The 25,391-nt window shown below is 68.8% G+C and carries 24 protein-coding genes and 1 tRNA gene; 5 read left to right on the top strand and 20 right to left on the bottom strand.

Annotated elements, in window-relative coordinates:
• Positions 1-23 precede the first annotated feature (23 nt).
• Together GCU67_RS04655 and dcd are read right to left on the bottom strand one after the other, a co-directional pair.
• Positions 24-797 carry a class I SAM-dependent methyltransferase gene (locus tag GCU67_RS04655; protein WP_163609913.1) on the bottom strand — a complete coding sequence of 258 codons (774 nt, stop codon included), beginning with the start codon at positions 795-797 and terminating at the stop codon, positions 24-26.
• Positions 798-870: 73 nt separating this feature from the next.
• A complete protein-coding gene (dcd, locus tag GCU67_RS04660) occupies positions 871-1,467 on the bottom strand; it encodes a dCTP deaminase (RefSeq protein ID WP_163609914.1) in 597 nt (198 codons plus the stop codon).
• A 111-nt stretch (positions 1,468-1,578) separates the two neighbouring features.
• Between dcd and GCU67_RS04665 the strand changes: the two genes are divergently transcribed.
• Positions 1,579-1,652: transfer RNA gene (locus tag GCU67_RS04665), tRNA-Gly, on the top strand.
• Positions 1,653-2,389: 737 nt separating this feature from the next.
• On the opposite strand, the gene GCU67_RS04670 is transcribed toward GCU67_RS04665, so the two are convergent.
• The 6 genes from GCU67_RS04670 to GCU67_RS21265 form a co-directional block, all read right to left on the bottom strand.
• Positions 2,390-3,097: a hypothetical protein gene (locus tag GCU67_RS04670; protein WP_163609915.1), complete on the bottom strand. Its 708-nt coding sequence runs from the start codon at positions 3,095-3,097 to the stop codon at positions 2,390-2,392.
• A gap of 1,538 nt (positions 3,098-4,635) precedes the next feature.
• A complete protein-coding gene (locus GCU67_RS04675) occupies positions 4,636-5,778 on the bottom strand; it encodes a tyrosine-type recombinase/integrase (RefSeq protein WP_163609916.1) in 1,143 nt (380 codons plus the stop codon).
• A complete protein-coding gene (locus GCU67_RS04680) occupies positions 5,778-5,990 on the bottom strand; it encodes a helix-turn-helix domain-containing protein (protein ID WP_338104767.1) in 213 nt (70 codons plus the stop codon). The genes GCU67_RS04675 and GCU67_RS04680 overlap by 1 nt, the downstream gene beginning before the upstream one ends.
• 29 nt (positions 5,991-6,019) lie before the next feature.
• Positions 6,020-7,546, bottom strand: a complete 1,527-nt coding sequence (locus GCU67_RS04685) for a replication initiator (protein WP_211660764.1) — start codon at positions 7,544-7,546, stop codon at positions 6,020-6,022.
• Positions 7,543-8,604, bottom strand: coding sequence for an FtsK/SpoIIIE domain-containing protein (locus tag GCU67_RS04690; protein WP_163609918.1), 1,062 nt, complete (start codon positions 8,602-8,604; stop codon positions 7,543-7,545). The genes GCU67_RS04685 and GCU67_RS04690 overlap by 4 nt, the downstream gene beginning before the upstream one ends.
• 797 nt (positions 8,605-9,401) lie before the next feature.
• Positions 9,402-9,539, bottom strand: a complete 138-nt coding sequence (locus GCU67_RS21265; RefSeq protein WP_211660765.1) for a hypothetical protein — start codon at positions 9,537-9,539, stop codon at positions 9,402-9,404.
• 157 nt (positions 9,540-9,696) lie between these two features.
• On the opposite strand from GCU67_RS21265, the gene GCU67_RS04700 reads away from it, so the two are divergent.
• The 3 genes from GCU67_RS04700 (at position 9,697) to GCU67_RS04710 (ending at position 11,386) form a co-directional block, all read left to right on the top strand.
• Positions 9,697-10,446: a helix-turn-helix domain-containing protein gene (locus tag GCU67_RS04700; protein WP_163609919.1), complete on the top strand. Its 750-nt coding sequence runs from the start codon at positions 9,697-9,699 to the stop codon at positions 10,444-10,446.
• Positions 10,447-10,458: 12 nt separating this feature from the next.
• Positions 10,459-10,929, top strand: coding sequence for an NUDIX domain-containing protein (locus GCU67_RS04705; protein WP_163609920.1), 471 nt, complete (start codon positions 10,459-10,461; stop codon positions 10,927-10,929).
• A 136-nt stretch (positions 10,930-11,065) separates the two neighbouring features.
• The gene (locus GCU67_RS04710; protein ID WP_163609921.1) at positions 11,066-11,386 is read left to right on the top strand and encodes a hypothetical protein; all 321 of its coding nucleotides are present in this window, start codon (positions 11,066-11,068) and stop codon (positions 11,384-11,386) included.
• 66 nt (positions 11,387-11,452) lie between these two features.
• On the opposite strand, the gene GCU67_RS04715 is transcribed toward GCU67_RS04710, so the two are convergent.
• From GCU67_RS04715 to GCU67_RS04755, 9 genes are all read right to left on the bottom strand, one after another.
• On the bottom strand, positions 11,453-11,983 hold the full coding sequence (locus GCU67_RS04715) for an HD domain-containing protein (RefSeq protein WP_211660766.1): 531 nt from the start codon (positions 11,981-11,983) through the stop codon (positions 11,453-11,455).
• 232 nt (positions 11,984-12,215) lie between these two features.
• Positions 12,216-13,106, bottom strand: coding sequence for a DNA adenine methylase (locus GCU67_RS04720; protein ID WP_163609922.1), 891 nt, complete (start codon positions 13,104-13,106; stop codon positions 12,216-12,218).
• Between the two features lie 20 nt (positions 13,107-13,126).
• Positions 13,127-14,209, bottom strand: a complete 1,083-nt coding sequence (locus GCU67_RS04725; protein WP_163609923.1) for a hypothetical protein — start codon at positions 14,207-14,209, stop codon at positions 13,127-13,129.
• A 1-nt stretch (position 14,210) separates the two neighbouring features.
• Positions 14,211-15,296 (bottom strand): hypothetical protein, encoded by a 1,086-nt coding sequence (locus tag GCU67_RS04730; protein WP_163609924.1) that lies wholly within the window; start codon positions 15,294-15,296, stop codon positions 14,211-14,213.
• A gap of 513 nt (positions 15,297-15,809) precedes the next feature.
• Positions 15,810-16,877: a CDP-glycerol glycerophosphotransferase family protein gene (locus tag GCU67_RS04735; protein ID WP_163609925.1), complete on the bottom strand. Its 1,068-nt coding sequence runs from the start codon at positions 16,875-16,877 to the stop codon at positions 15,810-15,812.
• Entirely contained in the window at positions 16,874-18,526 is a 1,653-nt protein-coding gene (locus GCU67_RS04740; RefSeq protein ID WP_163609926.1) for an alpha-amylase family glycosyl hydrolase, read from the bottom strand. The genes GCU67_RS04735 and GCU67_RS04740 overlap by 4 nt, the downstream gene beginning before the upstream one ends.
• Before the next feature lies 1 nt (position 18,527).
• The gene (locus GCU67_RS04745; RefSeq protein WP_211660767.1) at positions 18,528-19,511 is read right to left on the bottom strand and encodes an ABC transporter substrate-binding protein; all 984 of its coding nucleotides are present in this window, start codon (positions 19,509-19,511) and stop codon (positions 18,528-18,530) included.
• Between the two features lie 38 nt (positions 19,512-19,549).
• Entirely contained in the window at positions 19,550-20,578 is a 1,029-nt protein-coding gene (locus GCU67_RS04750) for an ABC transporter permease (protein WP_211660768.1), read from the bottom strand.
• On the bottom strand, positions 20,575-21,351 hold the full coding sequence (locus GCU67_RS04755; protein ID WP_163609927.1) for an ATP-binding cassette domain-containing protein: 777 nt from the start codon (positions 21,349-21,351) through the stop codon (positions 20,575-20,577). Before GCU67_RS04755 ends, GCU67_RS04750 begins: the two co-directional genes overlap by 4 nt.
• 315 nt (positions 21,352-21,666) lie before the next feature.
• Between GCU67_RS04755 and GCU67_RS04760 the strand changes: the two genes are divergently transcribed.
• Positions 21,667-22,212, top strand: coding sequence for a GNAT family N-acetyltransferase (locus GCU67_RS04760; RefSeq protein ID WP_163609928.1), 546 nt, complete (start codon positions 21,667-21,669; stop codon positions 22,210-22,212).
• A 52-nt stretch (positions 22,213-22,264) separates the two neighbouring features.
• Here GCU67_RS04760 and fdhA read toward each other — a convergent pair whose 3' ends face one another.
• The 3 genes from fdhA to GCU67_RS04775 all read right to left on the bottom strand — a co-directional run bounded on the left by fdhA (position 22,265) and on the right by GCU67_RS04775 (position 25,387).
• On the bottom strand, positions 22,265-23,491 hold the full coding sequence (gene fdhA, locus GCU67_RS04765) for a formaldehyde dehydrogenase, glutathione-independent (RefSeq protein WP_163609929.1): 1,227 nt from the start codon (positions 23,489-23,491) through the stop codon (positions 22,265-22,267).
• A gap of 130 nt (positions 23,492-23,621) precedes the next feature.
• Positions 23,622-24,650 (bottom strand): type III polyketide synthase, encoded by a 1,029-nt coding sequence (locus GCU67_RS04770; RefSeq protein WP_163609930.1) that lies wholly within the window; start codon positions 24,648-24,650, stop codon positions 23,622-23,624.
• Positions 24,647-25,387, bottom strand: coding sequence for a methyltransferase domain-containing protein (locus GCU67_RS04775; RefSeq protein WP_338104768.1), 741 nt, complete (start codon positions 25,385-25,387; stop codon positions 24,647-24,649). Before GCU67_RS04775 ends, GCU67_RS04770 begins: the two co-directional genes overlap by 4 nt.
• Positions 25,388-25,391 lie beyond the last annotated feature (4 nt).

The following is a 25,391-nucleotide window of genomic DNA, read 5'->3' on the forward strand; positions in this document are numbered from 1 at the left end:
CGCCGCGAGCCTGGGTCCTTCGTCTACACCGACAGCTGCAGGGCGCGGAGCAGCTCCGTCGCCCGGTCGCGGGGCAGCTCGGGCGAGCGGGTGAGCAGGGCGACGGCGACGACGTAGGAGTCCCCGCCGGACCAGCCGTGGCCGTCGGCGGTGATCTCCGCGATGTGCCGGGCGACCTTGGGCTCGCGGCTGTAGGCCCCGAACTCCAGCCCCATGGCCAGGAAGTTGGCCACCTGGTAGCCGAGGTCGGCGGCGGTGGCCAGCGTGGCCGCGGGGTCGGAGTAGCTGGGCAGGGCGACCAGCAGGTGGTCGAAGCCGGCCTTGAGCAGCCGGAGCACGAGGTCGTTGCCGTACCAGCCACCCCACAGCTCCGGCATCCGGATGTCGCCGTCCGGGGCGGGGATGTAGGGCGGGTTGGCGATGACGGTGGAGACGTCGCGGCCGGCCGGGGAGTCGGCCCAGGTGAAGAAGTCGCCGAGCTTGACGCCGTAGCGGTCGCTCACGCCCAGCCCGCCGATGGTCTGCCGGGCCTTCTCCACCGAGGTCGGGCTGATGTCGGTGCCGTGCACGCGCAGGCCGGGCACCGCCCGCACCACGTGCGCGATCGCCCGGGCGTCGCCACTGCCCAGCTCGGCCACGCCCTCGGCCTGCCAGGGCACCAGCGAGGCGTACTGGGTGAGCAGCAGCTGCACCGAGAACGCGTAGTGCGCCGACTCCTCCGCACAGTCGAAGAAGCCGTGCTCGGGGTCGGTGGCCGGCGGCGGCGGGAGGAGCACAGCGGTGTCCCGGGGGTCCATGGAGAGCGCTCTACCCGCTCAGGCGCCCGTCATCCGGCCGTGCACCACAGTTCATCCCCCCGTGTCCTCCGCGTCAGGACGCCGGGTCGGCCCGGCGGGTCTCGGCACGGGAGAAGTTGCGGTACGAGCGGGACGGCGTCGGGCCGCGCTGGTCCTGGTAGCGGGAGCCGTAGACGGCCGAGCCGTAGGGGTGCTCGGCGGGTGAGCTGAGCTGGAACAGGCACAGCTGGCCGATCTTCATCCCGGGCCACAACGTGATCGGCAGGTTCGCCACGTTGGACAGCTCCAGGGTGATGTGGCCGGAGAACCCGGGGTCGACGAAGCCGGCCGTGGAGTGGGTGAGCAGCCCGAGCCGGCCGAGGGAGGACTTGCCCTCCAGTCGTGCCGCCAGGTCGTCGGGGACGTGCACGACCTCGAGCGTGGAGCCCAGCACGAACTCACCGGGGTGCAGCACGAAGGGCTCGTCGCCGACCGGCTCGACCGCGGTGGTCAGGTCGTCCTGCTGCAGCGCGGGGTCGATGTGGGTGTAGCGGGCGTTGTTGAACACCCGGAAGTACCGGTCCAGCCGGACGTCGATGCTGGAGGGCTGCACCATCGCCGGCTCGTAGGGCTCGATGCCGAGCCGGCCGGTGGCCAACGCGGCCCGGATGTCGCGGTCGGACAGCAGCATGGCGCGGAGTCTAGGGACCGGCCCCGACGCCCGTCCGCCCTGCCCGGAGGAGGGACCTCCCGGAGCGGTCGAGCGGCTTGCTAGGCTGTTCGTCACGGGCGAGAGCCCGACGCGGGTGTAGTTCAATGGTAGAACATCAGCTTCCCAAGCTGACAGTGCGAGTTCGATTCTCGTCACCCGCTCCACAACAAGGGCCCAGGTAAACGGCGTGTCAGCCGAGCCTGGGCCTTCGTCGTTCGTAGGGCCAACGGGGCCGCGTGCCCGCTACGTGCCCGATCCCCCACTAAAGCCCGTCCTGCGGGTCATGTGCGCCGTGACCGCTGCCGGTGTCCTTGAGCGGCCCACTCAGGGACAGTTCGCCCGTCCCAGGAGCGCCTGATGGCCAGCGCCGCGCGTGGACGCCTGAGCATGTTCCAGAGCGCTGAGATGGGGAGGGCAACTCCGGCGCGCGCTTGCTCATCCTCTGCGAGATCGATCTGAAGCTCCGGACTGCTGGTCCAGTCCATGCTCCCTCTCACCGTGTGCTTGCCCGGCGGTAGAGGGACATCGGCGAACTCCCCCTGCTTCAGGCGAGCAACCTCGCGACCGTCGACCTGGACGACCAGACGGCGAAGGATCCCTCCACCGTCGTGGGGACGCTGCACGTGAAGACTGGCCACGACTGCGCAACGTACTGGTCCGTTGGTTCGTGTAAGGGTCGCCGGCCGGGCAGTCACCGCGATGGGTGTCCCTGGGGCACCCATGTCCCAGAGCGGCCCACTCTGAGACAGCCGTCGCTGCCTCCCGTAGCCCTTGACTGCGACTTGCTTATGCGCCCTTAAGCGCGTTCTGGGCGAAGGTTGCCAGTCGTGGCATCAGCCGCGTCGCGAGAGGTCGCCGCACCGGTTGCTCGGCCGTGGCCGCAACGCAACGCAACTCTACGTCAGCGACTTCCGACGATCGACTGACGAAGCTTACCAAGTTCCATTTGTGCCACCTCATGGACGGCAGCCTCCCACTCCCCGCGGGCGGCGCCATTCGTTGGGTCTAGATCAACTGCCGTCTGGATCAGGCCCCATGGGGTAACGCCAAGAAAATCGTTCGCCACTTGAGCCTTGAACAACTCTAAAGCTTGCGGTGAGCAGTTGGCCTGGATCATGCCGAAGCATGCAATATAAACCTCCCTGCATGCCATTACGAGACCGTTCGTTGTGGCGTCGAGTGGTGCGCTCGCCCCCATCGCCCCTCGGAAGCCCGCTGGCGTCATGCTCGACTCGATGCTATTGATCCACGAAATGAACCAACCCTCGCTGGGGAAGCCGTCCGCGTTGGCTGAAGTTTCCCCAATCACAGCGGCGGGTTCCTCCAGGTGAAACAGCTTGTCAATGCCGTGGGCGACGGCCACCAATGCCTCAGCGTTGCTTCTCAGGAAGAAGAAGTCGCCGCTGTAACTCTCGCTACCATCGGCAACATCAACTGCCGGCTTGATCAAGCGAATCCCCAGGCGGATCCCACCTGTTGCCAGGCGGTCTACCGACGTGCCGCCCACGCGCTCCGCAGGAATCGAAAACTCAATAGAACCCCTGTGGACCGACCCGACGAGCAGGCGTGTGCTGGTAGCGACTAGGACAGGTTGTAGGGGCTTGTCCACGGACGTTACAATATAGTGAATGTCTTGAATTTCGTTCGCCGATAGCACGTTAGTGAGCGACTGCTGAACGCGAGCCAGCTCGCGCGCATCGGCGGACGCACCGTCCGCAAACCGCTTCAGTCGCGGGTCTAGTTCCACGGCCCTTGGAAATAGCGCCATTTCGATCGTTCCTCCAGTACGGAACCTACAGCGACGTTCTTACCGAAACCTCAGCCGCGCACGGGTGGCCGGCGGACGTTTTCTATTCGTGCGCGGCTGAGGACGCCTTGGACACGAACCGGCCTAACTCGGCGAGTACAGGTCAGAAGGGCAGAGCCCGTGACCTCGGTGGCGGGCCATTGGGTCAAGATGCCACCTCTGCTGGGCGTCTGTGCTCCGCTGGTCATCTCGCTCGTATAGGTCGGCATGTAGCAGCCAGTCAGTGCAGCGCTCTACGGAGGTCAATTCGCACGGTAGCCACCAGCGGCATCACGCCGAATCAGAAGGCCAGTCACTTGTGGAAGCGATCTCTCAGACCATTGGAGCACCAGTAGCCGTCTTGGCAGCCCCAGTTGCATTGCGTCGTTTGACCTGACCCCTTGCCGTTGCAATTCGGGCAGCGCGTGTGCTTCGTCCGCTTCCTCTCCTTACCGCAATACATGTCTTTATCGCTGCCGTATGACATATCCCACCTTCAGGTTGGCTTTGATTCTAGACGCCGTTGGCATGGGGCGATGGCACTTCTTAGCATGCGGTCCCGACTCGGGTCCTTTATGGCCTCCTCCTCTTCGTAGGGCGATACGATGGATGGTTCGGGGATTACGCTCCCCAGAAGGCAGACTCAACCGATCCGACGGATGCCAGGGATCCATCGAGACCCTTCCAGGTACCTGCGATCGGGATAGGAGAGTTATCGAACTCTGGCGGCACGAACCACATTTCGCGCGACTGACTGTCGTCCCAGATCGCGAGATAGAGGCGTCCCCCATCGGACAACTCCTGCGCCACGAAACGCGCAGGTGGCACCCGCCTGGTGCTGACCTGAGTCGACTCTAGGTTCAGAATGTTGCTTGGAGGGCGCCACTGGATGTCCACAGGCCCTCCGGCCAGGTCGTAACAGCGGCTAGCTGCTGCTACGAAGTTCACGAGGCACTGGTCCACACTAAGCCGTGAGGAGAACTTCCGACCAATGAAGGCGTTGGAACTAGAGAGAGATGAGGAGGTATTTCGCCTTCGAGAAAAGATTCCCATACGGCACGGCCCTTCGCAGAGGAGGGAGGGGCTATGAGGCCCAGCGACCGACGACCCGCGCCCCGTTGGTGGCGTGGAGCATGCCAGCTCCCCTACTGCTATGACTAGGGGTAGACGTCCCAGGCCGCGCTCGGCGGTCGACCACCGGTTGGCGGGGGGACGCTGACCGGGGCCCGAGGCCCGGGGCCACCGGGGGACTCGGCGCGGAATGAATCCAGAGACGTACAACCTTTTGCACCTCTGCGCAAGCGCTGACCCGTACGCGTCCCGGAGGGTCGGACGCCCGAGCGATAGCCCTGAAGCCGCCTTCAGGGACGTGGGTGGTGGCGGACAAAATCTGCAGAAGAGGCCCTAGATGCCGCACCCGTGAGCAGCGCGTTGAGGGCTGCCGCGACCGCACGGTCCCGCTCCGGCGTGGTGTGCAGGTAAATGCGAGCGGCCCGCGTAGACGAATGGCCCATGCGCGTCATGAGGTCCGACAGGTTCGCCCCGGCATGAGCGGTCAGGGTGTTGCCGGTGTGCCGCAGATCGTGGAAGTGCACGCCCGTCACCTCGGCGTGAGCCATCGCCGCCCGCCAGTGCTTCTGGAACCCGCTGCGCCGGATGTGGACCCCGGTCGGCCCCGTGAACACGAGGGCGGCGCCGTCGGCGGCGACGTAACGGCGCAGGTGCTCCCGCAGCTCGGGGAGCACAGCCTCGGGCAGCGCCACAGTGCGGCGCCCGGCGGCAGACTTGGGCGGCCCGACGACGAACTTCCCGTACGGCTCGCTGGCGGAGACCCGCACGTGCACCAGGCCGGCCTCAGCATCGACCGCTCCCCGCGTCAGCGCCGCTAGCTCACCCCACCGGAGACTGCCGAAGGTGCCCAGCAGCACCAGCATCCGGAACCGGTCGGGAACACCGTCCGCGAGGGCGTAGACCTGCGCGAGGGTCAACAACGGCCGCTCCGGAGGGCGCTCGGTCGAAGCGCCGCGGATCTGGCACGGGTTGCGCCGCACCAGCCGGTCGTCCTCCGCCGTTGCCATGACCGACTTCAGCAGTCGGTAGGCCTTGGCGACCGTGGACTCTCCCAACCCGCCGGCCAGGAGATTGGCCCGCCACAAGCGGACCTGCGCCGGGGACAGGTCCCCCACCGGAACGTGCCCGAGGCCGGGAACGATGTGCAGCCGCAGCAGTCCCTCGTAGAGCTGCACCGTGCGCGGGCGCAGACCCGGGCGCTCCCTGATCCACGCCGACCCGTACTGCGCCACCGTGACCCGCGAGGACTCCGGCTTGGACAAATCGCCGCGCAGGAGGTCGCTCTCCGTCGCGGCGAGCCAGCGGTCGGCGTCGGCCTTGCGTTCGAACGTGCTCGGGGCGCTGTGGTCGACACCGTCGGTGCCGAGGTAGCGGGCCTGATAGCGACCCGAGGGCAGCTTGCGGACGCGCCCGAAGCGGCGCCGGGCGGCCATCAGGAGGCCTGGCCGAGGTACTGACGGACCGGCGCCTGGCAAGGCTGCACCATCCCGGCCTGGACGTACTCCGCCAGCGCGGACTCGGGGATGCGGACGTGCCGGCCTAGGTGCAGGAACCGGATACGTCGTTCAGCGATCAGGCGACGGGGAAACCGCGAGGTCGTGCCGAGCAGGACTGCGGCCTCGTCGACGGTCAGCAGCTTTTCCACCGGGTGCGCTCCTTCTGTGTCGTGGTGGCTCATGTGCCGTAGGTGCGTGCGCTTGTCGAGGGGTGCGAGCGGGTGCGTACTTTCGCGTCTCTCCAGTCCCGGACCCCGTCACTGCCGGTCGCAGCCAGAGCGGCGTCCCCAGCGGTGAGCCAGCCGATCCCGGCCAGGGCCCAGTCCGACAGGACCAGCGTGGAGTCCTCGGCGGGGTCGTCGTCCTGCCAGCCGGTCGTGCCCTCGTCGCAGCTCTCACCGCGCAGGCGTTGCAGCTGCCACCGCTTTCGGGCCGTCCGCAGGCGGCCGAGGGTCGTGGAGTAGCGGCGAGATTTAGTGGAGAAGTGCCCCCGGAACCCGAGCATCGCCGCCCACCGCACCAGCCCCGCGTAGTGCTCCCCGCCCGTTGACGCGACGTCCAGGACGGTCGCGAGCAGCCGGCAGATGTGGGCGTTCACCCCGAGCCGGGCCGCAGCCTCGGGAGAGCGCAATCGCTGCGGAAGACCGAACTCCTCGCACGCCTTGGTGGCGTACTTCGCGATGTAGGCCGCAACCGTCTCCGGATGCAGGTCCCTGGACTGTTCCCGGCCATCGTCGCGGCTCGCGGTCGAGGTGACCGGGCGTGCGTCGACCTGCTTCCCGAATCGCAGCCGCAGGCCGGGCTCCCCATCGCTGGCCGGGGGTGCGTCGTAGGCGACGAGAGCAGCGGTCTCGCGGATGACGTCGGCCAGCACCTCAGCGGGGACATCGACCAGCGGAACCGGGAACGGGTGTTCTCCCGTGACGGCAGACGCCGGACCGTCGAGGCGAATCAGTGCGTGGAAGTGGATGACCCCACGGCGCTGGAACTCCGCCACCTTCGCGAAGGAAAGCCGGGCCAGCTGGACGAGGCGGGTCTGCGTCATCCCCAGCCGGGCGGCGAGGCGGCGGCGCAAGGTGATGGTGAACCGACGCCACAGCTCAGGGGCGTGCCACTGCCACACCACGTGCTCGGTGTAGCGGTAGCAGTCCCGGCACAAGGGCTGACCGAGACGGGAGTCCCCATCAGCATGGACCGCGTTGCAGCCGACCGGCCGCCCGTGCTGGCAGACGACACGGCGCCTCGGGTGGCAGCGCCCGAGTCCACCCTGCCCGGTGCGAGTGGTGTGGACCGGCCCGAACGAGGGTGCGGTCACCGTCGCGAACACCATCGGGTGCGCCGCGACGCTCTCAGGGACACCCTTCATGCCGCCCGCAGCGCCAGCGGCGAGCAGGTGCCAGGTGTCGCCCTTGTACTCATGCGAGCACGACGGGCAGACCGAGGCCCGCCGGTTCCCGCACCGGACGTAGAGCACTCCATCCGGCTCGCCGGTCGTGGAGTACGTCGACAGGACTTCCCCGGTGGTCTTGTCCAGGGTGGTCGCAGAGCCGGTCAACCGGATCGGCGACGTGCAGTGCCCGGCGGCGGCGGCCTGCTCAGCCCACCGGTTGAAGTTCGGGGACAGCAGGCGCGCGGCGACCTGACGCTCGACCACGACCGGATCGACGCGGCACGCCAGCGACGACGAGGAATCGGTGACGGTCATGCCGCGACCGGTCCGGTCTGAGGAGAGACCTCGTCTTCCACCAGGTGCAGCGTGGCGGGGGCGTCGTTCGTCCCGCTGCCGGTGTCGCTGGTGGTCGGGTCGCTGGGTGCGGCGTACTCGATGGCGAGAGCGGCGATGTGGTCGTCATCGAGGTAGGCGGAGCGGACGCGGACCGGTTCGCGCTGACCGTCGACCTTCACGTACGTCACCCCGGGACTGGTCTCCGGGATCTGGTGGCACAGAGCCCCGGCGTCGCGGGCCCCGTCGCCGAGGACCATGTCGACCTGGGCCTTCTCGTCCAGCCGCAATGCGATCTTCGTCGGGAATAGGTTCCGCAGTCCGACGACCTCCTTGCGGGGGTCCTGCAACGCTGCGACGAGGACGACACCGGGAGCGCGCCCCTGAGTGGCGATCATCGCCAGGGCCTTCTCCGCCCGGTCCCTGAGCTTGCGGTCCGGGACGTACGCCGTCAGTAGGGCCAGCTCGTCCACCAGGACCACCAGGAGCGGCTCGGCCACAGTCGGCTCGTGCTTGCGGGTCGTTCCCGCGAGGCGGGCAGCGCGGGCCGCAAGAACGGTGGCGGCTTCCTCGAGCAGCTCCACCCCCGTCTCTGCCGTGGTGGCGAGGTGGGTGAACAGGGGCCGCCCGGGGGCGAGTTCCATGCCGCCCTTGCCGTCCACCGCCCACACCTGCACAAGACCTGACCGGATCGTCGGTCCCAGCGCGCGCAGCAGCGACCAGATGACCCCGCCCTTACCGGCGCCGGTCACGCCGACGATGAGCAGGTGCGTCCCGGCCAGGCGCAGGCGCCAGGGAGTCCCGTCCTCCTGCACGCCAACCGGCAGCGCCACCAGGTTCGGCACCGCCTCGACCGGCAGTGGTGCAAGGACCCCAGCAAGGGAGTCGGTGAACAGCCACGACACGTCCGCGGTGTTCGGCCCCGTGGCACGCACCCGCACCGAGCGGGCACCGAACGCCGACGCGAGGGTCTCGGCGCAGCCGGCGAGATCATCGACGGTCTGCCCAGCCAGGACCCGGACCCGAGCGGCGAGGACCATCCCCGTTCGGGAGGACCAGCGCAGCTGCGACAGGCCCGGGGTCCAGAACGTGCGGGCACCGGTCCGGTGGGACACGCGGACAGTGGACAGGCCCACCGCCTCGCACGTGCCGCGCCACTGCCTGCGAACGCTGCGGCGCTTGCAGTACCGGAAGCGCGGGCCCGCGACCCGCACCGACCAGAACTCCGGGTAACCCAGCCGCACGACCAGGACGACGACCACGATCACGACGACCACGACCAGCAGGACCGTGGACCCGTAGGAGCGGTACACAGCCAGCACGACGAGACCGCCGAAGACGGTGCCGGGGTAGCGCCAGACGACCTGGACGATGGTTACGGACACGGACCAGGCGAGACCGAGGACGCCGCCGACGAGGGCTTCGAGCCACGCGTCCTCACTGGCACCGCCATTCACCTGACCGCGTGCGGCCGGTGCGCGGCCGATGGGTGTGCCCTGGGGACGGGGGTGCAGGGACATCACGCGGCCCGCCCGTCATCGGCCTTCGCAGCCGTACGCGAGCCGGCTCCCGAGGGTGCGCCAGCGGCCCCACTGGGAGCGCTCATCCGCGCAGCACGCAGTGACCACGCCAGTCGGGGACGAGCCCGGTTCGTGTCGACCCACGGCGTCGCGGTCAACCCCTCGAACACCACCGGACGGAACGGCAGCCCCGGGATCTCGTCCGGCGGGACGGGCTGGTGCTCCCCCGCGATCTTGACGACGACCTCAGCTTGCCCACGCCGGGATTCGGGGTCGGCATCGAGCACACGCACCGCCCACAGCCGCTCGCCGGTGTTCTAGTCGCGGGACTGGATGTCGACCTCACCGGCCTGCTTGCGGTCGAAGTCCTGCACCGCCTCGACCTCACCGACGACGAACGCGCCGTGCGGGAACACGAGGTCCTGTCCCAGCGGAATCGCACCCTGGATCGCCATGCTCACTCCTTGCTCCGAGCCACCCCCTTGGCGGCCTGTAGGAGGACCTTCGCGGTTGACGGGGGGACGTCATCACCACACAGTGGGACGTCTAGGGACGTCCTATCGACCCAACAGACGTCCCTGGACGTCCTAGCGAGCTATCTCAGGAGAGACCTTGGCGAACGAGCGGCTCCGCGACGCACTGTCCAAGCAGGGCCTCTCCCCGACGTCAGTGGGCGAGCGCCTCGGGGTGGACCCGAAGACGGTGACCAGGTGGGTGAGCTTGGGTCGTCCGCCATACCCGAAGTACCGGGCCCAGCTCAGCGCGCTGCTCCACGAGTCCGAGACCTGGCTGTGGCCTGACGCGGTCAGCGCCGAACGCGCCGAGGAGGCGTCCCGGTCGGAGGTCGTGCAGGTCCACCCCCACCGCGCATCGATCAGCGGGGACGAGTGGCTGCGCATGTTCTCGTCCGCCACCGCGTTCGCCGACGTCCACGTCTACGCAGGTCTCTTCCTGCCTGAGCAGACCCCGGCGATCCTCGACGTGCTGCGCGCGAAAGCCGCCGACGGCGCGAGGGTGCGACTCCTGCTCGGTGACCCGGACTGCCCGGCGGTGGCACTGCGCGGCGAGGAGGAGGGCATCGGCTCCCAGGCCGTCAGCACGAAGGTGCGCAACGCCCTACAGCTGCTCAAGCGGCCGCTGGCGAAGGCACCCGGTGTACACGTGCGCCTGCACACCTCGACGCTCTACACCTCGATCTACCGGGCCGACGACACGATGATCGCGAACCCGCATGTGCTCGGGCTCCCGGCAGCGCAGGCACCGGCGATGCAGCTACGACGGCTGTCGGCCGGCGGCCTGTTCGACACCTACGCTGCGATGTACGACAGGGTCTGGGACGAGGCCCGACCCGCCTGGGGGTAGAGGGAGACAGCAGTGGGCCGCACAGAGCACTTCCACGACCCCAATGGGCCACGCCCCAACCGCATCGTCACCGCGGCCACCGCGTTCGTGCAGGACGAGGCGGGTCGGGTGCTGCTCATCCAACGGTCAGACAACGGCCTGTGGGCCCTGCCCGGTGGCAGCCAGGACGTCGGGGAGTACATCGCCACCACTGCCGAGCGGGAGACTCACGAGGAAACCGGCTACCGCGTCTCGGTCACCGGCTTCATCGGTGTCTACTCCGACCCCGGCCACGTCATCGCTTACGACGACGGCGAGGTTCGCCAGCAGTTCGCCCTCTCGTTCCGCGCCGCCCTCGACGGGGGCGAGCTGGCGACCAGCGACGAGACACCCAACGTTCGCTGGGTCTCTCTAGGGGAGCTGGACGACCTGCCCATGCACCCGTCCGTGCGGCTACGCGTGGACCACGGCCTCGCGCACGCCCCGACGCCCTACATCGGCTGACCGGAGCTGGCCGGCCCCAAGCCTGCCCTCGGCTCCTGAGCATCGCCGCTGCTGAGGTGTCTCTACGCCGCCCACTATGGGTTGCCGCCTTGAGTTGGCGCGCCGCATGACGCAGGGCAGCTGAAACACTCAGCCCATGCCAGAGCGGATCATGTTCGTCCAGCTGAAGACGGGACACAACACCGACCAAGGTCCGTGCTGGATCAGCTGGGTCAGGCTTTCCAAGACCTGGCAGACCGCCTATTGGCATGGGAAGACGCTGCGCCGTTGGACAGGGATGTTCGACGCGAACTTCTTCGACGCAGAGACGCATGAGGACTACTGGCTCTCAGGACCGCATCGCGACCGCCGGGATACCCGGTACAGCAGCGTCGTCCCTGAAGTCGATGAGGACGCTCGCCGCGACTATGAGTCCTTCCTGTCCGGCGAACCGCTCCCCGGACGAGAACAGGGCTGACTACGCGGCTATCCCTGAACCCGCCTCGCGGGCGGTGTCCCTGAGCGGCCCACTATGGGACACGTTCTAGGGCGTCCGCGTCACACGCTTGACCGCCGCTTCAAGCTCCGGGGCGATCGCCAACATGCAGCGCCCCACGAGGCTCCCGCGTCCATACCGCTCAACGACCTCGCAGACCCGACCCTTCACATCGAGTCTGGTCCCGTCCGGCCCCGTGGTCGCATCGCTGGCCCAGAGAACGTCGCGATAGGTACCTGGCACATCCTCGAACTCGGCCAACTCACTAGTGAGACCTCGCAAACCGGCCTCCACACGCGAGCAGCTGTGGTGCGCAACCAGATCCACCACCTGATCCGGCCAACCTTCACGCCGTAGGAATCGAGCCCCGTCAACAGGATGGAACCCCGTGTCCCGGAGAGCTGGCGCGTAACCGACGTCATGTAGCCACGCAGCCGCCACTACAGGGGCGGGGTCCAAACCGATGCCCCCCGCATATTCAGCAGCCGTCGCCGCGACCATTTGGCTGTGCTGCCAACGCAGCGGCAGCGATTCCGCCAGGTGCCGCTCCGCTAGCAGTTGGGCCGCACGAGTGTCCATACCCCATTCTCCCAGCACGCCTCACGGTGTCTAGGCACTCCCACGCCGACCAGCCAGCCCATGTGAGCTGTGAGGAGTTTCTTTACTCCGTCAAGGCGGCGTGCTGCGCCCGCCGCACCCGGTCAACGAAGCGCGTTTCACCACCCTGCGCGCGGCCTCCGGCCGTGCTCAGGCGGCTCACGCGCTTCGTTGCCCCGGGCATCGAGGCGAACGGTCCTTCGCGGCGGAGATCCTACCCATTTCCTGGATGTAAACCTGGGACAACAACGCCGTCCGACGCGATGAAAAGTTCAGTTGCAGTCACCACTCTGTGTGCCGAGTATCTGAGCCAGAACGTACTCTGTCGACGTTCCTTATACGCGTCCACGATCTCAGGTGCCCTGTCGTAAGTCATGATCCATTTGCGATCGGCGTACTTGTTCAGGCACGCAGCCAACCGCATATGATCTTGATGCTCGAACGCGTTGAGATAGAGACTGCCACCCTTCTCGTAATAGGGTGGGTCAATGTAGAAGAATGAACTGGACCGCCGAGAATACTTGCGGAACAGGTCAATGCCATCCATGTTGGTAACAGTGATCGACTTAGCTAGCTGTTGGATGGTTTGCAAGCGCGCGATGAGCGTACTGCGATAGAACCGTGCGTCCACCTTGTAGGCGCCCTCTTGCTTCATTCCGCCAATTACGCCGGCACCCAGAACGCCCGATCGGCTCGTACGATTCAAGAAGAGCGTAGCAAAGCCCAGGGACAGAAGGTCTCCTACATCAGTGGCTCGATAGACTTCGCGCTGCTTGAGCCATTCCTCTAGGGTGACATCTACAGTGCTCACCAGATTGGACAACTCGGCGTTCTGATGAACGGCACTATGCCAGAAGGCATAGATGGCCGGGTCTAAATCATTGATCACGATGCGCGAGACATCATTGCTCTTGAGCAGCGCCAGGGCGGCCCCCGCTCCCCCGGCATATGGTTCCAAATACACCAGTTCTGGGTCATTCGCGGCAACGACGCATCGCCGCAGAAACTCCGTGAGCTTCTGCTTGCCACCCGGATACCTTAGTGGAGTGACTGGATCGCGAAGACTTACAGGTATTTCGATTCGGTCAACGGCGGGCAGCCCCATGCGACCCTCCTGAGTAGCCTTCACTTCGCCGCATACTCTCTGATGTGTTTTGTCCAGGCGGCGAGTTCGCCTATTAACTCATCATGAGTATGCATGTGAAGAGCATCCGCAGGGCAGACGGAAGCCTCATCCACAGCGTTCAACGACGTAACTCTAAGGCGATCAAAGATTATACCAAAGTCTCGTTCGTCTCGTCGCGCCATTCCGCGCATGACTTCTTCACGACTGTGAGTCTTGGTGCTGCCCGCCGTAGCGTGCAGGGTGAAGGGCATAAACATCGCTGGCACCCAGTGCTTCGCTGGAATATCTTCGAACCATTCGTGAAAGTATCCGTCGATGTGTGTCGTGATCGACTTGCCCCGCCAGTTCTTGCCGGAGGCGACCTGGCCGTACATGACAAGGCTTCCATAACTCTTGTCGGGAAATGAGCGCCACGCTACTACGTCGACGGTCCCATCCTTTTCAGCTCCGCTCGCCCAAGCCGGCGCGGCTTGCCTGAGCTTACCAAAGCCCAGGCTGTCGACGATAGTCTGCAAAGCTGCGGTGTACGACTTGGCCGAGTCGATCCTGGGCCAGCCGAACCAATATGCATCTCCGCCGATGAAATGTGCCGCCGCCTTGAAGGACAGAATCTGCATGATCCTGTCACTCGCGCGCTTTAACTCCGGAAGCTCATCGCCGACAGCAGCCTGCATTACAATTGATTGTCGACAAAGCGCGATCATCAAGCACGCTACGTAACAGTTGCGCCCACTCTGCACTCCTGCCGTGGTTGCAGCTGCGACGGACAAGGTGAAATCCTCTCCGCGCGCCTTCAGTTCAAATGGGTAAGAGTCACCCATGACTTCAGCTCGGTATGACAACTCGGTCCATACTCTTTCGAGTAGTTGATCGCGTTCTGGGTCCAGGATCTCTTCATCAAGGCTTTCATCTGTTTCCTCATCGAAGAAAGTCCGATGAGGGGTGAAGTCCTCAACTAGCCCTAGTACGCGCGCCAAGCTAGCTGAGGAGACGGTATTAGTGCCGCCACACAGCAAGTTGGCTTCTAGCCAGTCGGCCTGATCGCTAGCTGTTGCAGTTTCTTCAAACGGTTCAACGCGCATGTCAAGCGTCCGACCGATCGGTCGCTACGGACTCCAACTCCGCCTTCATTGCACTATGAATTCCCCGAACTGTACGCAGGGTCGCTTCCGCGACATCCACCAACGCGGGATCACCGCCATATAGACCAATATCACCCGAGACGGATTTGGCTTGACTATACAACTCCCACAACCCGTTCAAGAACCTCTCGGCCTTGTCTTCCACCTCCTCGTAGGCCACGTCCAGATCATTAGTTCCCGCGAGCGACTGGATCGCATGAGGACTTTCAAGGACCGCCAGAAAGCGCTTAAGATCCGGGTTCTGGCTCTTGATGATCGGCTTCTTGTTGCCCTGGCCGTAGAGCCAGACCATAACGTTACCCAGTTGCTCTGAATGCTGCGAATCAACTGGATTCACAGGTAACAGGGAGGCCGCCGAGGGAAGTCCGAGGTAGTCGCGCATGGCTGGCCGAGCGAGACCTGTGTATAGATGCGAGAAAGCGAATCTACCCTGCACTTTTCCTCTATCGAAACCTTGCTCCTCGCTTTGGTGAAGAACTCGATAGCCGTTGACCAACCGCACCACCGTATTATTACTATCACCCAGTCTTCGACTGACGGCGGAAACGTCAGGATCATCCGCAAGCCACTCGGCAGCGAACTTGGCCTTCGCGAAAGAGTCCCACTTGAACGCGCCGTTGATGTGCTTAAAGCCGATGTAATCTCTAGCCTCGGCCCTGCTCTCGACGAACCACACCATCACTTCGGAGGGGTTGGAGGCGGGGTGCCTCGCAACAGGCACGGAGACGCCCAGCTTCTCCGCTGAATGACCGTCATTTAGCAGCCGCAATGCGGCGAGTCGCCTATTGCCCTCGATTACCACATTATCCAGATTGAGAACGGCGTCGTGCCGAAGAACGATAAGCGGCTCATAGTCCATCCACCCTGACGCCCCAATGGACTTGATTAGCTCGTCCAGCGCCGCGTAGGTATTCAAGTACTCAATGGCGTCCGGCTCGCCAGCGAGCTTCTTGTCGGGCATGCGTGGATTCAGCAAGTCAAGGTTCAGATCTTCTGGGGGCATCTGAGCCTTCTCGAACTCACTCATAATTCAGCTGTCCGTCCTGTGTTCACTTACGCCAGCTCCGGCTGACCCGATCGTAGGGGCCAGCGGGGCCGGCGCCTGCCACTGCGACCGCCGAGAGGGCCGTGAGCCGCCGAACTGAGGCGGTTGAGCCAAGCAGCTCAGGCTCCCGAGGCACTGAGGGGCACTCGGCGGACCCTTCAGACCCACATCCAGCGCTGACCTGAAAAAGTTTGATCAGTCGGCGTGACCACGCGCACAGCCCAGGCGGCCGGTGGGCGGCAAGGCTCAGCACATGGGGTCGAGCTCCCCGTGCGGTGGACACTCACGCGAGTTCGAGTAAGAGGTTCACCTTGGTCGTGCCCGCCGCGTGCCCGTCCACAGGGTACGAGAGGGGCGATCCCGGTGGATCGCGGTAAGTCGATGTGCTGCAGCAAAGGGGGCCCCAGGCCGGTAACCGAGTCATTAAGCAGCTTCCCAAGCTGACAGTGCGAGTTCGATTCTCGTCACCCGCTCTCCGCTCCCCCGGCCGGCGCCTCAGCGCGGCCAGACCGCCGCCACCACGCGCTCGCTGGCGTGGCCGTCCTCCAGTGCGCACCAGCGGGCGACGAAGCGGGCCTGGTCGTCGGCGTGCGCCGCCGCCACCGCCGGCAGGTCGAGCAGCGCCTCGGTCAGCGCCTCCTGGTCCAGCACGACGGGACCGGGCGCCCCGGTGCGCAGGTCGAAGGTGAAACCGCGCAGCCGGCCCTCGTAGTGCTCGAGGTCGTAGGTGAACAGCACGATCGGCTTGCCCGTCACCGCGAAGTCGAACATCGACGACGAGTAGTCGGTGACCAGGACGTCCGCGGCCAGGTACAGCTCGGAGATGTCCGGGTACGCCGACACGTCCTGCACCCGTCCGCTGCTGGCCGGTCGGGTCTGGTGGCCCATGAAGTAGTGCAGCCGCAGCAGCAGGACGGCGTCGTCCCCGAGCCGTTCGGCGAGTGCCGCGACGTCCAGCCCGAGCGGTGCGTCGACCGCGCCGTCGGCCTCGTCGTCGCGGTAGGTGGGCGCGTAGAGGACGGCCGTCGTGCCCTCGGGGATGCCGAGCTGCGCGCGGACGCGGGCACGGCGGGCGTCCGCGTCGGGGGCCGAGAGCACGTCGTTGCGCGGGTAGCCGGTCTCCAGGACCTCGCCGGTGTACCGGAACGCCGACCGCAGCAGGTCCGTCGCCGCCGGGCTCGGGGTGATCAGCAGGTCCCAGCGGGCGATGTCCTCGTCGAGCTCGGCCAGCAGCTCGTCCGGGGGCAGCCAGGCGGCGTCCCGGTGGATCCGCTTGAGCGGCGTGCCGTGCCAGGTCTGCAGGTAGGTCGCGCCCGGCTTCTTGGTCCAGCGGTCGAGCTGGACGTGCGAGTTGACCACCACGACGTCGGCGGACTCCAGCGCCGCCACGGCCGCCGGCGTGCCGATCGGCACGGTCACCGTGCCCGGCGGGAAGGCCGCGGCGTGCCGCGGGTCGGCGAGCCACACGTGCTCCTCACCGCCGCCGCGGGCCCGCAGGGCCTCGTACAGCGCCCGGGGGTTGTCGGAGTAGCGGCCGTTGAACGCGTTCCAGACGATCTTCATCGCGGCCCATCCTCGTCCGCCAGGAGCCAGGCCGCGGTGTCGACCGGCAGCACGCCGTCCGGCGCGGGGCCGGAGACGAGCACGGCGCGCAGCCCGGCCGGCAGTGCGACGTCCGCGGGCCCGAAGTTGACCCACACCGTCGTCGTCCCGCGGGTGAAGGCCAGCACCCCGTCGGGGGCCGGGGACCAGGCCAGCGGTCCGGCGCCGGTCATCAGCTCGCGGCGCAGGTGCAGCGCGCGGCGGTAGAGCGCCAGGGTCGAGTCCGGGTCCTGCTCCTGGGCGGCCGCGGTGAGCGGCCCCCACCCCGGCGGCTGCGGCAGCCAGGGCTCGACGGCACCGGGCGGGGAGAAGCCGTACGGGGGCCGGTCCCCCGACCAGGGCAGCGGCACGCGGGACCCGTCGCGGCCGGGGTCCCGACCGCCGGAGCGGGTGTGGATGGGGTCGAGCCGGCGCCCGGTCGGGATGTCCTCGACCTCCTCGAGGCCGAGCTCCTCCCCCTCGTAGACGTAGACCAGCCCGGGGAGCGCCGTGGTGAGCAGCGCGGCGGCCCGCGCCCGGGTCCGGCCCAGCGCGAGGTCGGGCTCCTCGGTGCCCCAGCGGGCCCGCTCGGACTCGTTGGACCCGCGCTCGGGCCACTGCGTGCGGGCGTAGCGCGTCACCTGCCGGACGACGTCGTGGTTGGTCAGCGCCCAGGCGCTCGGCGCACCGGTGAGCGCGGCGGTCGCCAGCCCGCGCTCGACGACGCGGCGCCACGGACCCTCCCGCCAGGCCACGTGCAGCGGCTCGAACTCGAAGGCCATGTGCAGCTCGTCGGGCCGCAGGTACAGCGGCAGCCGCTCCGGCCGGGCCACCCACGCCTCGGCCACGAACACCCGCGGCGGGTCGTAGGAGTCGGCGACCTGGCGCCACTCCCGGTAGACCTCGTGCACCTCGTCCTGGTCCCAGCCCGGGTGCTCCTCGGTGCGCCGGTCCCGGCCCAGGCCGTCGGGCAGGCCCGCCTGCTTGACCAGCCCGTGGGCGACGTCGACCCGGAAGCCGTCGACGCCGCGGTCGAACCAGAACCGCAGGACGTCGAGGAACTCGGCCCGCACCTCGGGGTGGCGCCAGTCGAGGTCGGGCTGCTCGGGGGCGAAGGAGTGCAGGTACCACTCCCCCGGCCGGCCGTCGGCGTCGGTCGTGCGGGTCCACGACGGCCCGCCGAAGCAGCTCTCCCAGTCGTTCGGCGGCAGCGCACCGCCCTCCCCCCGGCCCGGCCGGAACAGGTAGCGGGCCCGGGCCGCCGCGTCACCGGCGAGCGCGGCCCGGAACCAGGCGTGGGCGTCCGAGGTGTGGTTCGGCACGATGTCCACCAGCACCCGCAGGCCCAGCTCGTGGGCCTCCCGGACGAACGCCTCGGCCTGCTCGAGCCCACCCAGCGCGGCGTCGACGTCCCGGTAGTCGGCGACGTCGTAGCCGTTGTCGACCATCGGCGAGGGGTACCAGGGGGTCACCCAGACCGCGTCGACACCGAGCTCGGCCAGGTACGGCAACCGTGTCCGCAGGCCGGCGAGGTCGCCGACCCCGTCCCCGTCCCCGTCCGCGAAGCTGCGCGGCAGGACCTGGTACACCGCGGCGGTCCGCCACCACGGGGACGGGGTCGGTGACGACACGTCAGCAGTCGACCTTGTACAGGTACTCCTGGACCTCGGGCGTCGCGACGTTCTCCGGGGTCGCGAAGACGAACGGCACCGTCTGGTTGCGCTCGACCTGCTCGTCCTTCGACAGCGCCACCGCGGCGTCGACGCCGAGGGCGCCCTCGCGGTAGGGGTACTGCACGATGACGCCGTCGACGGTGCCGTCCTCCAGCGCCTGGATGATCGGCTCGGAGGTGTCGTAGCCGATCACCTTCACGTCGCCGGTGCGGCCGGCCTCGCGCACACCGGTGATCGCGCCCTCGGTGCTGTTGGTGGCCATCGTGTAGATGCCCTTGAGGTTCGGGTTCGACGACGCCGCACCGGAGGCGATGGAGGCCGCGGTGGCGGTGGCGTTCTCGTCGTACTGCACGCCGAGGTAGGTGATGCCCGGGAAGGCCTTGAGGCCCTCGGCGAAGCCCTGCTCACGCAGCTCGCCGATCGGGTTGCCCGGCGTCTGGTTGATGGCCAGCACCTCACCCTGCCCGCCGATCAGCTCGGCGAGGTTCTCCGCGGCCAGCCGCCCGCCCTCGAGGTTGTCGGACTGGATGTTGGCGCTGCCGATGGAGGTGTCCTCCAGGTCGCCGTCGATGGTGATGATGTCGACGCCGGCGTCCTTGGCCTCGGTCAGCGGCACGGCCATGGCCGTCGCGTCGGTCACCGAGATCATGATCGCGTCGGGGGCGTTGGCGACGATGGCGTTGACCACCGAGGTCTGCGCGGCCACGTCGAAGGTCGGCGAGCCCTGGACGCTGAAGTCGATGCCGAGCTCGGCCGCGCGGTCACGTCCGCCGCAGCCGACGGTGCTGTAGAAGGGGTTGCCGGTCAGACCGGGCACGTAGACGACGGACAGCTTCTCGTCGCCGCCGGCGGCCTCGCCGGACCCACCGCTGTCGCTCCCACCGCAGGCGGCGAGGACGAGGGCGGACGCGGCGAGGACGGCGGCCATGGGGGTGCGGTGCACGGGGGCTCCTGGGGTTCGGGGTGGGGCGACGGGAGGAGTCAGGGCTGGTTGCGCCGGCGGCGCTTGAGCTGGTCGAGGTAGACGGCCACCACCAGGACGATGCCGATGGCGACCTCCTGCCAGAACGGCTGGACGTTGAGCTGGATGAAGCCGTTGTTGAGCACGGTCGGGATGGCCATGCCGATCACCGTGCCGATCACCGTGCCGACCCCGCCGAAGAGGCTGGTGCCGCCCAGGACGACGCCGGTGATGACCTCGAGCCCGTCGCTCGTGTGGCCGCTGATCGTCGTGGTGGCGAAGCGGGTGAGGGAGAGCAGACCGGCCAGGCCGGCCAGCGTGCCGTTGGCGGTGTAGAGCCAGAAGGTGTGCCGGTCGACGTCGACGCCGGCCCGCCGGGCGGACTCCTCGTTGCTGCCGATGAGCTGGGTGTGCCGACCGAACCGGGTCTGCGACAGCACGAACCCGCCGATCAGCGCCACGATCGCGGCCACCCAGACCAGCCAGCTGACGCCCAGCGGGCGGTCGGTGGCGACGCTGATCATCGCCTTGGGCACGGTGCGCACGTCGGTGCCGTTGCTGATGAGCAGCGCCGCACCCAGGGCCGCGCCCATGGAGCCCAGCGTGGTGATCAGTGCGGGCACCTTGAGCTTGGAGATGACCAGCCCGTTGACCGCGCCCCACGCCGCGCCGGCGAGCAGGGCGGTGACCACCCCGAGCACCACGGTGCCGGCGCCGTCGCCGCCCTGGGTCTCCATCACCTTCGCGGCGCACACGCCGGAGAAGACGAGCACCGAGCCGATGGAGATGTCGAACCCGGCGGCCACCAGCACGAACGTCGCGCCGACGGCCATGACCAACAGCACCGCCATGTCGGTGAGCACGTTGCGCAGGGTGACCGGGGTCGGGAAGGAGTCGGGCGCGGCGAAGGCGAACACGAGCACCAGCACCAGCAGGACCGCGGTCATGTAGGCCGGCGAGGAGCCGAGCAGGCGCCGCCCGCGACGGCCCTTCGCGGTGGTGCCGGTGCGCTCGGCGTCCGGGGCCTTGGCCGGGTCGATGGCGGTCACCGGTGGTCTCCGGGGGTGTCGGTCCGGACGTCCAGCGCGCCGGTCATGGCCCCGACGAGCTGCTCGACGGTGGCCGTGCGCGCCTCCAGGTCGGCGACCATCCGCCCCAGGCGCAGCACCTGCACGCGGTCGGCCGCCTCGAGCACCTCGGGCATGTTGTGGGTGATCAGCACGACGGCGACGCCGGTGCTGGCGACCCGGCGGACCAGCTCGATGACCTTGCCGGTCTGGCGCACGCCGAGCGCGGCGGTGGGCTCGTCCATGATCACGACCCGGCGGGCCCACATCACCGCCCGGCAGATGGCCACGCTCTGCCGCTGACCACCGGACAGCGCCCCGACCGGCGCGTCCAGGTCCTTGACGTCGGTGCCCATCGAGGTGAAGGCCTCCTCGGCGCGGGCCCGCATCGTCTTCTTGTCCAGCATCCCGAGCCGGCCGGCCAGCCCGGGCCGGAGCAGCTCCCGGCCGGCGAAGGCGTTCTCGGCCGGCCCGAGCTCGGGCGCGAGCGCCAGGTCCTGGTAGACGGTCTCGATGCCGAGTTCGCGGGCTCGGGTCGGGGAGCCCATCTGCACCGGCTTCCCGTCGATCAGCACCTCGCCGCCGTCGCGCTGCAGGGCACCGGACAGGATCTTGATGAGGGTGCTCTTGCCGGCGCCGTTGTCGCCGATCAGGGCGGTCACCTCACCGGCGCGGGCGGCGAAGTCGACCTCGCGCAGGACGTCGACGTGGCCGAAGGACTTCACCACGCCCCGGGCCTCGAGCACGACGCTCATGCGGGGAGCAGGCGGGGACGACGGGGCGGTGTCACGGGAGGGCCTCCAGGCAGGGCGTGGTACGTGCGCGGGTGGCACCGGTCAGCCGACCGTAGCGGCTCGGCGGCGCCCGGGCAGCGCCGAGCGCCCGGGCTCCGCACCGGTCGCCAGAATTATGTAGCAGGCAACCGAATCACTCCGCCCCAGGGTTCACACAGTGGGACGGCCCGCGCGGACGACGCCGGGACGCGCGGCCGGTGCCCTGCTCGTCGGTGCAGGTCAGTGCGCCGTCGGGGCCGGGCTGCACCAGGGCCGGCCGTGGGCGAGGGTGATCGGATGAGCTCCCTCCCCACCGTGCGGTCCCTGCCGACGGCCGACCTCGACAGGACCGAGCGGGCAGCCCTGCGCCGCTTCCTGGACGCCGCCTACGGCGGCCGGTTCGGCGAGGAGTCGTGGGCGCACGCCCTCGGCGGGGTGCACGTGCTCGCCACCGTCGACGGCGAGCTGGCCGGGCACGCCGCGGTCGTCCAGCGGCAGCTCGTCGCCGGTCCGCACACCCTGCGCACCGGCTTCGTCGAGGCGGTCGCCACCGCCCCCGCGCTGCGCCGCCGCGGGGTGGGCAGCGCGGTGATGGCCGAGGTGGAGCGGCTGGTGACCGGTGGCCACGAGCTCGGCGCGCTGTCGGCCAGCGAGGACGGCCGCGGGCTGTACGCGGCGCGGGGGTGGGTCCCGTGGGCCGGTCCGCTGGCCGCGCTCACCCCGGACGGCGTCGTCCCCACGCCGGACGAGGAGGTGTTCGTGCTGCCCACCCCCGCGACACCGGCCGGGCTCGACCCCGCGAGCCGGCTGGTCTGCGACTGGCGCCGCGGCGAGCTGTGGTGACGCCAGGTGCGCCGTCCACGCGCCGCGGGGGCACGTGGACGGCGCCGGTCGGCTAGGCAGCCTTCTGGGGGACCATCCCGTGCGGGTCGATGACGTACTTCTTGGCCGCGCCGGAGTCGAACTCCGCGTAGCCCTGCGGTGCCTCGTCCAGCGAGATGGTGGTCGCGTTGACCGCCTTCGCGATCTGCACCTTGTCGTGCAGGATCGCCATCATCAGGCCGCGGTTGTAGCGCATCACCGGGCACTGGCCGGTCGTGAACGAGATGGACTTCGCCCACCCGGTGCCCAGCGACAGCGACAGCGCGCCGACCTTGGCCGCCTCGTCGATGCCGCCCGGGTCACCGGTGACGTAGAGCCCGGGGATGCCGATCGCGCCGCCGGCGGCGGTGATCTCCATCAGCGAGTTCAGCACCGTCGCCGGGGCCTCCTTGCCCGCGCCCTCGCCGTGCCCGCGCGCCTCGAAGCCCACCGCGTCGACCGCAGCGTCGACCTCGGGCACGCCCAGGATCTGCTCGATCTGGTCCTGCGGCGAGCCCTTGGACACGTCGACGGTCTCGCAGCCGAAGCTGCGGGCCTGCGCCAGCCGGCCCTCGTTGAGGTCGGAGACGATGACCACCGCGGCGCCCAGCAGCTGGGCACCGACCGCCGCGGCGAGCCCGACGGGGCCGGCGCCGGCGATGTAGACCGTCGACCCGGGCTTCACCCCGGCCGTGACCGCGCCGTGGAAGCCGGTCGGGAAGATGTCCGACAGCATCGTCAGGTCCAGGACCTTCTCCAGGGCCTGGTCCCGGTCGGGGAACTTCAGCAGGTTCCAGTCGGCGTAGGGCACCGTGACGTACTCGGCCTGCCCACCGACCCAGCCGCCCATGTCCACGTAGCCGTAGGCGGCGCCGGGACGGGCCGGGTTCACGTTCAGGCAGATGCCGGTCTTGCCCTCCTTGCAGTTGCGACAGCGCCCGCAGGCGATGTTGAACGGCACGGAGCAGATGTCGCCGACCTCGATGAACTCGACGTCGGAGCCCTTCTCGACGACCTCGCCGAGGATCTCGTGACCGAGCACCAGGTTCGGCGGTGCCGTCGTGCGGCCGCGGACCATGTGCTGGTCGCTGCCGCAGATGTTGGTGGTGACCACCTTGAGGATCACGCCGTGGTTGAGCTTGCGGCCCACGTTCGCCGGGTTCACACCCGGCCCGTCCAGCAGTTCCAGCTTCTGGTAGTCGGTCTCGTGGACCTCGACCTTGCCCGGCTCGATGTACGCAACGCCTCTGTTGCCAGCCATCTGGGAGCTCCTCTGTCCTGGGGACGCCGCCGGGCCGGGGAACTCACCCGGCGGTGCATGCGCTGGAGGGCATGTGGGCCCGAGTGTGCTCCTGATCACTCCCGGCGTGCACCCGGGCCGACCTGTGAGTTCAGGCGGGCAGCAGGAGGGTGGCGTAGAGGGTCAGACCCGGCCCGAAGGCCAGCGCGACGACCGGGCCGTCGACGTCCCCGAGCTCCTCGAGGACGAGCAGCACGGTCGCCGAGGAGCAGTTGCCGTGCTCGGCCAGCACCCGGCGCGAGGCGCTCAGCTGCTCCTCGGCCAGGCCCAGGGTGTCCCGGACGACGTCGAGGATGCGCGGCCCGCCCGGGTGCACGGCCCAGCCGGCGACGTCCTCGCTCCGCAGGCCGGCGGTGGCCAGCAGCTCCTCCACCACGCCCCCGACGTGCCGGCCCAGGACGTCGGGGACCCGCGGCGAGAGCCCCATCAGGAAGCCGAGGTCGGTGACGTCCCAGGTCATGTGGTCGGCGGTGGCCGGGTCGGTGCGGGCGACGGTGGCCGCGATCCGGCGTCCGCGCCCGGCGCCGGGCTCGATGACGACGGCGGCGGAGGCGTCGCTGAACAGCGAGTGCGTCACGACCTGCTCCAGCTCCGGCAGCGCGGGCTGCACGTGCAGGCTGGTGAGCTCCAGGCACAGCAGCACCGCGGGCCGGGACCGCGCGGCGACGTAGTCACCGACCGCGCCGAGCCCGGGGAGGGCTGCGTAACAGCCCATGTGCCCGATCAGCAGCCGCTGCGTGCCCAGCGACATGCCGAGGTCGCTGGCCAGCCGGATGTCCAGCCCCGGGGTGGCGTAGCCGGTGCAGGTGGCGACGGCGAACAGGCCGACGTCGCCCGGGGCGAGCCCCGCCCCGTCCAGTGCACCGGCGACGGCCTGCTTGCCCAGCGGCACCGCCTCGGTGATGTAGCGCTCCATGCGGGCGCCGGTGCCCCACTGGGTGAGGTCCTCGTCGCCCGGGTAGGCCACGGCGTGCCGGGTGGTCACCCCGGCGGCCATGAAGACCCGCTCGGCCGCACGGACGCCGTCGTACTGCGCGGCGAAGAACTCGTCCCACACGTCGCGCTGGGTGTAGGTGGCCGGGAGCGCGTGCCCCGCGCCGGTGATCACCGCTCCACTCATGGCCCGACCGTACGTGCGGCGTCGGCGGTGCGCCGCCCGGTCGTGCCCCGCTTGCTGCCGACGCCGGCGAAGAGGATGCCGCTGTAGGCCATGGCGCGCATGCGGACGACGTCGCGCCGGCCCCGCCGCCAGGCCACCAGGTCGCGCACGGAGGGCCGCAGCCCCCACAGCCGCAGGTCAAGCCCCGCCCGGTCGGCGGCGGCCAGCAGCTCGCGGCGGTCGACGAACAGCGCCGGGTCGTGGATGCCCTTCGGCGGGCCACCGGGCAGGCGCTCGGCGACCGTCACCGCGACCAGCCCGGCCAGCCGGGTGCCGGCGATCGAGTCGACGACCAGCACGCCACCGGGCCGCAGCAGCCGGGCGCTCTCGGCGAGCACCTGACCGGGGTCCTCGACGTGCTCCAGGATCTCGCCGGCGGTGACCACGTCGGCGCACCCGTCGGCGAGCGGGACGGCGAGCACCGACCCGCGCACCACCGTGACCCCGTGCTCGCGGGCCGTGCGCAGGCCGGCCAGCCCGATGTCGACCCCGACGTGCCGGTAGCCGAGCCGGGCCACGTGCGGGGCCATCAGCCCGCCGCCGCAGGCGAGGTCGACCAGCAGCGCCCCCGGCCGGGCCGCGGGCGGGACGAGATCGGCGCGCGAGGCTGCGAGCCAGTGCAGCATCGCGAAGCCGCCCGTCGGTTGCCACCACTGGTCGGCCAGCTGGTCGTACTGCGCGGGGTCGTTGGGGCGCACCCGC

It is taken from the genome of Modestobacter muralis (genome assembly GCF_010682105.1).
GTDB lineage: Bacteria > Actinomycetota > Actinomycetes > Mycobacteriales > Geodermatophilaceae > Modestobacter > Modestobacter muralis.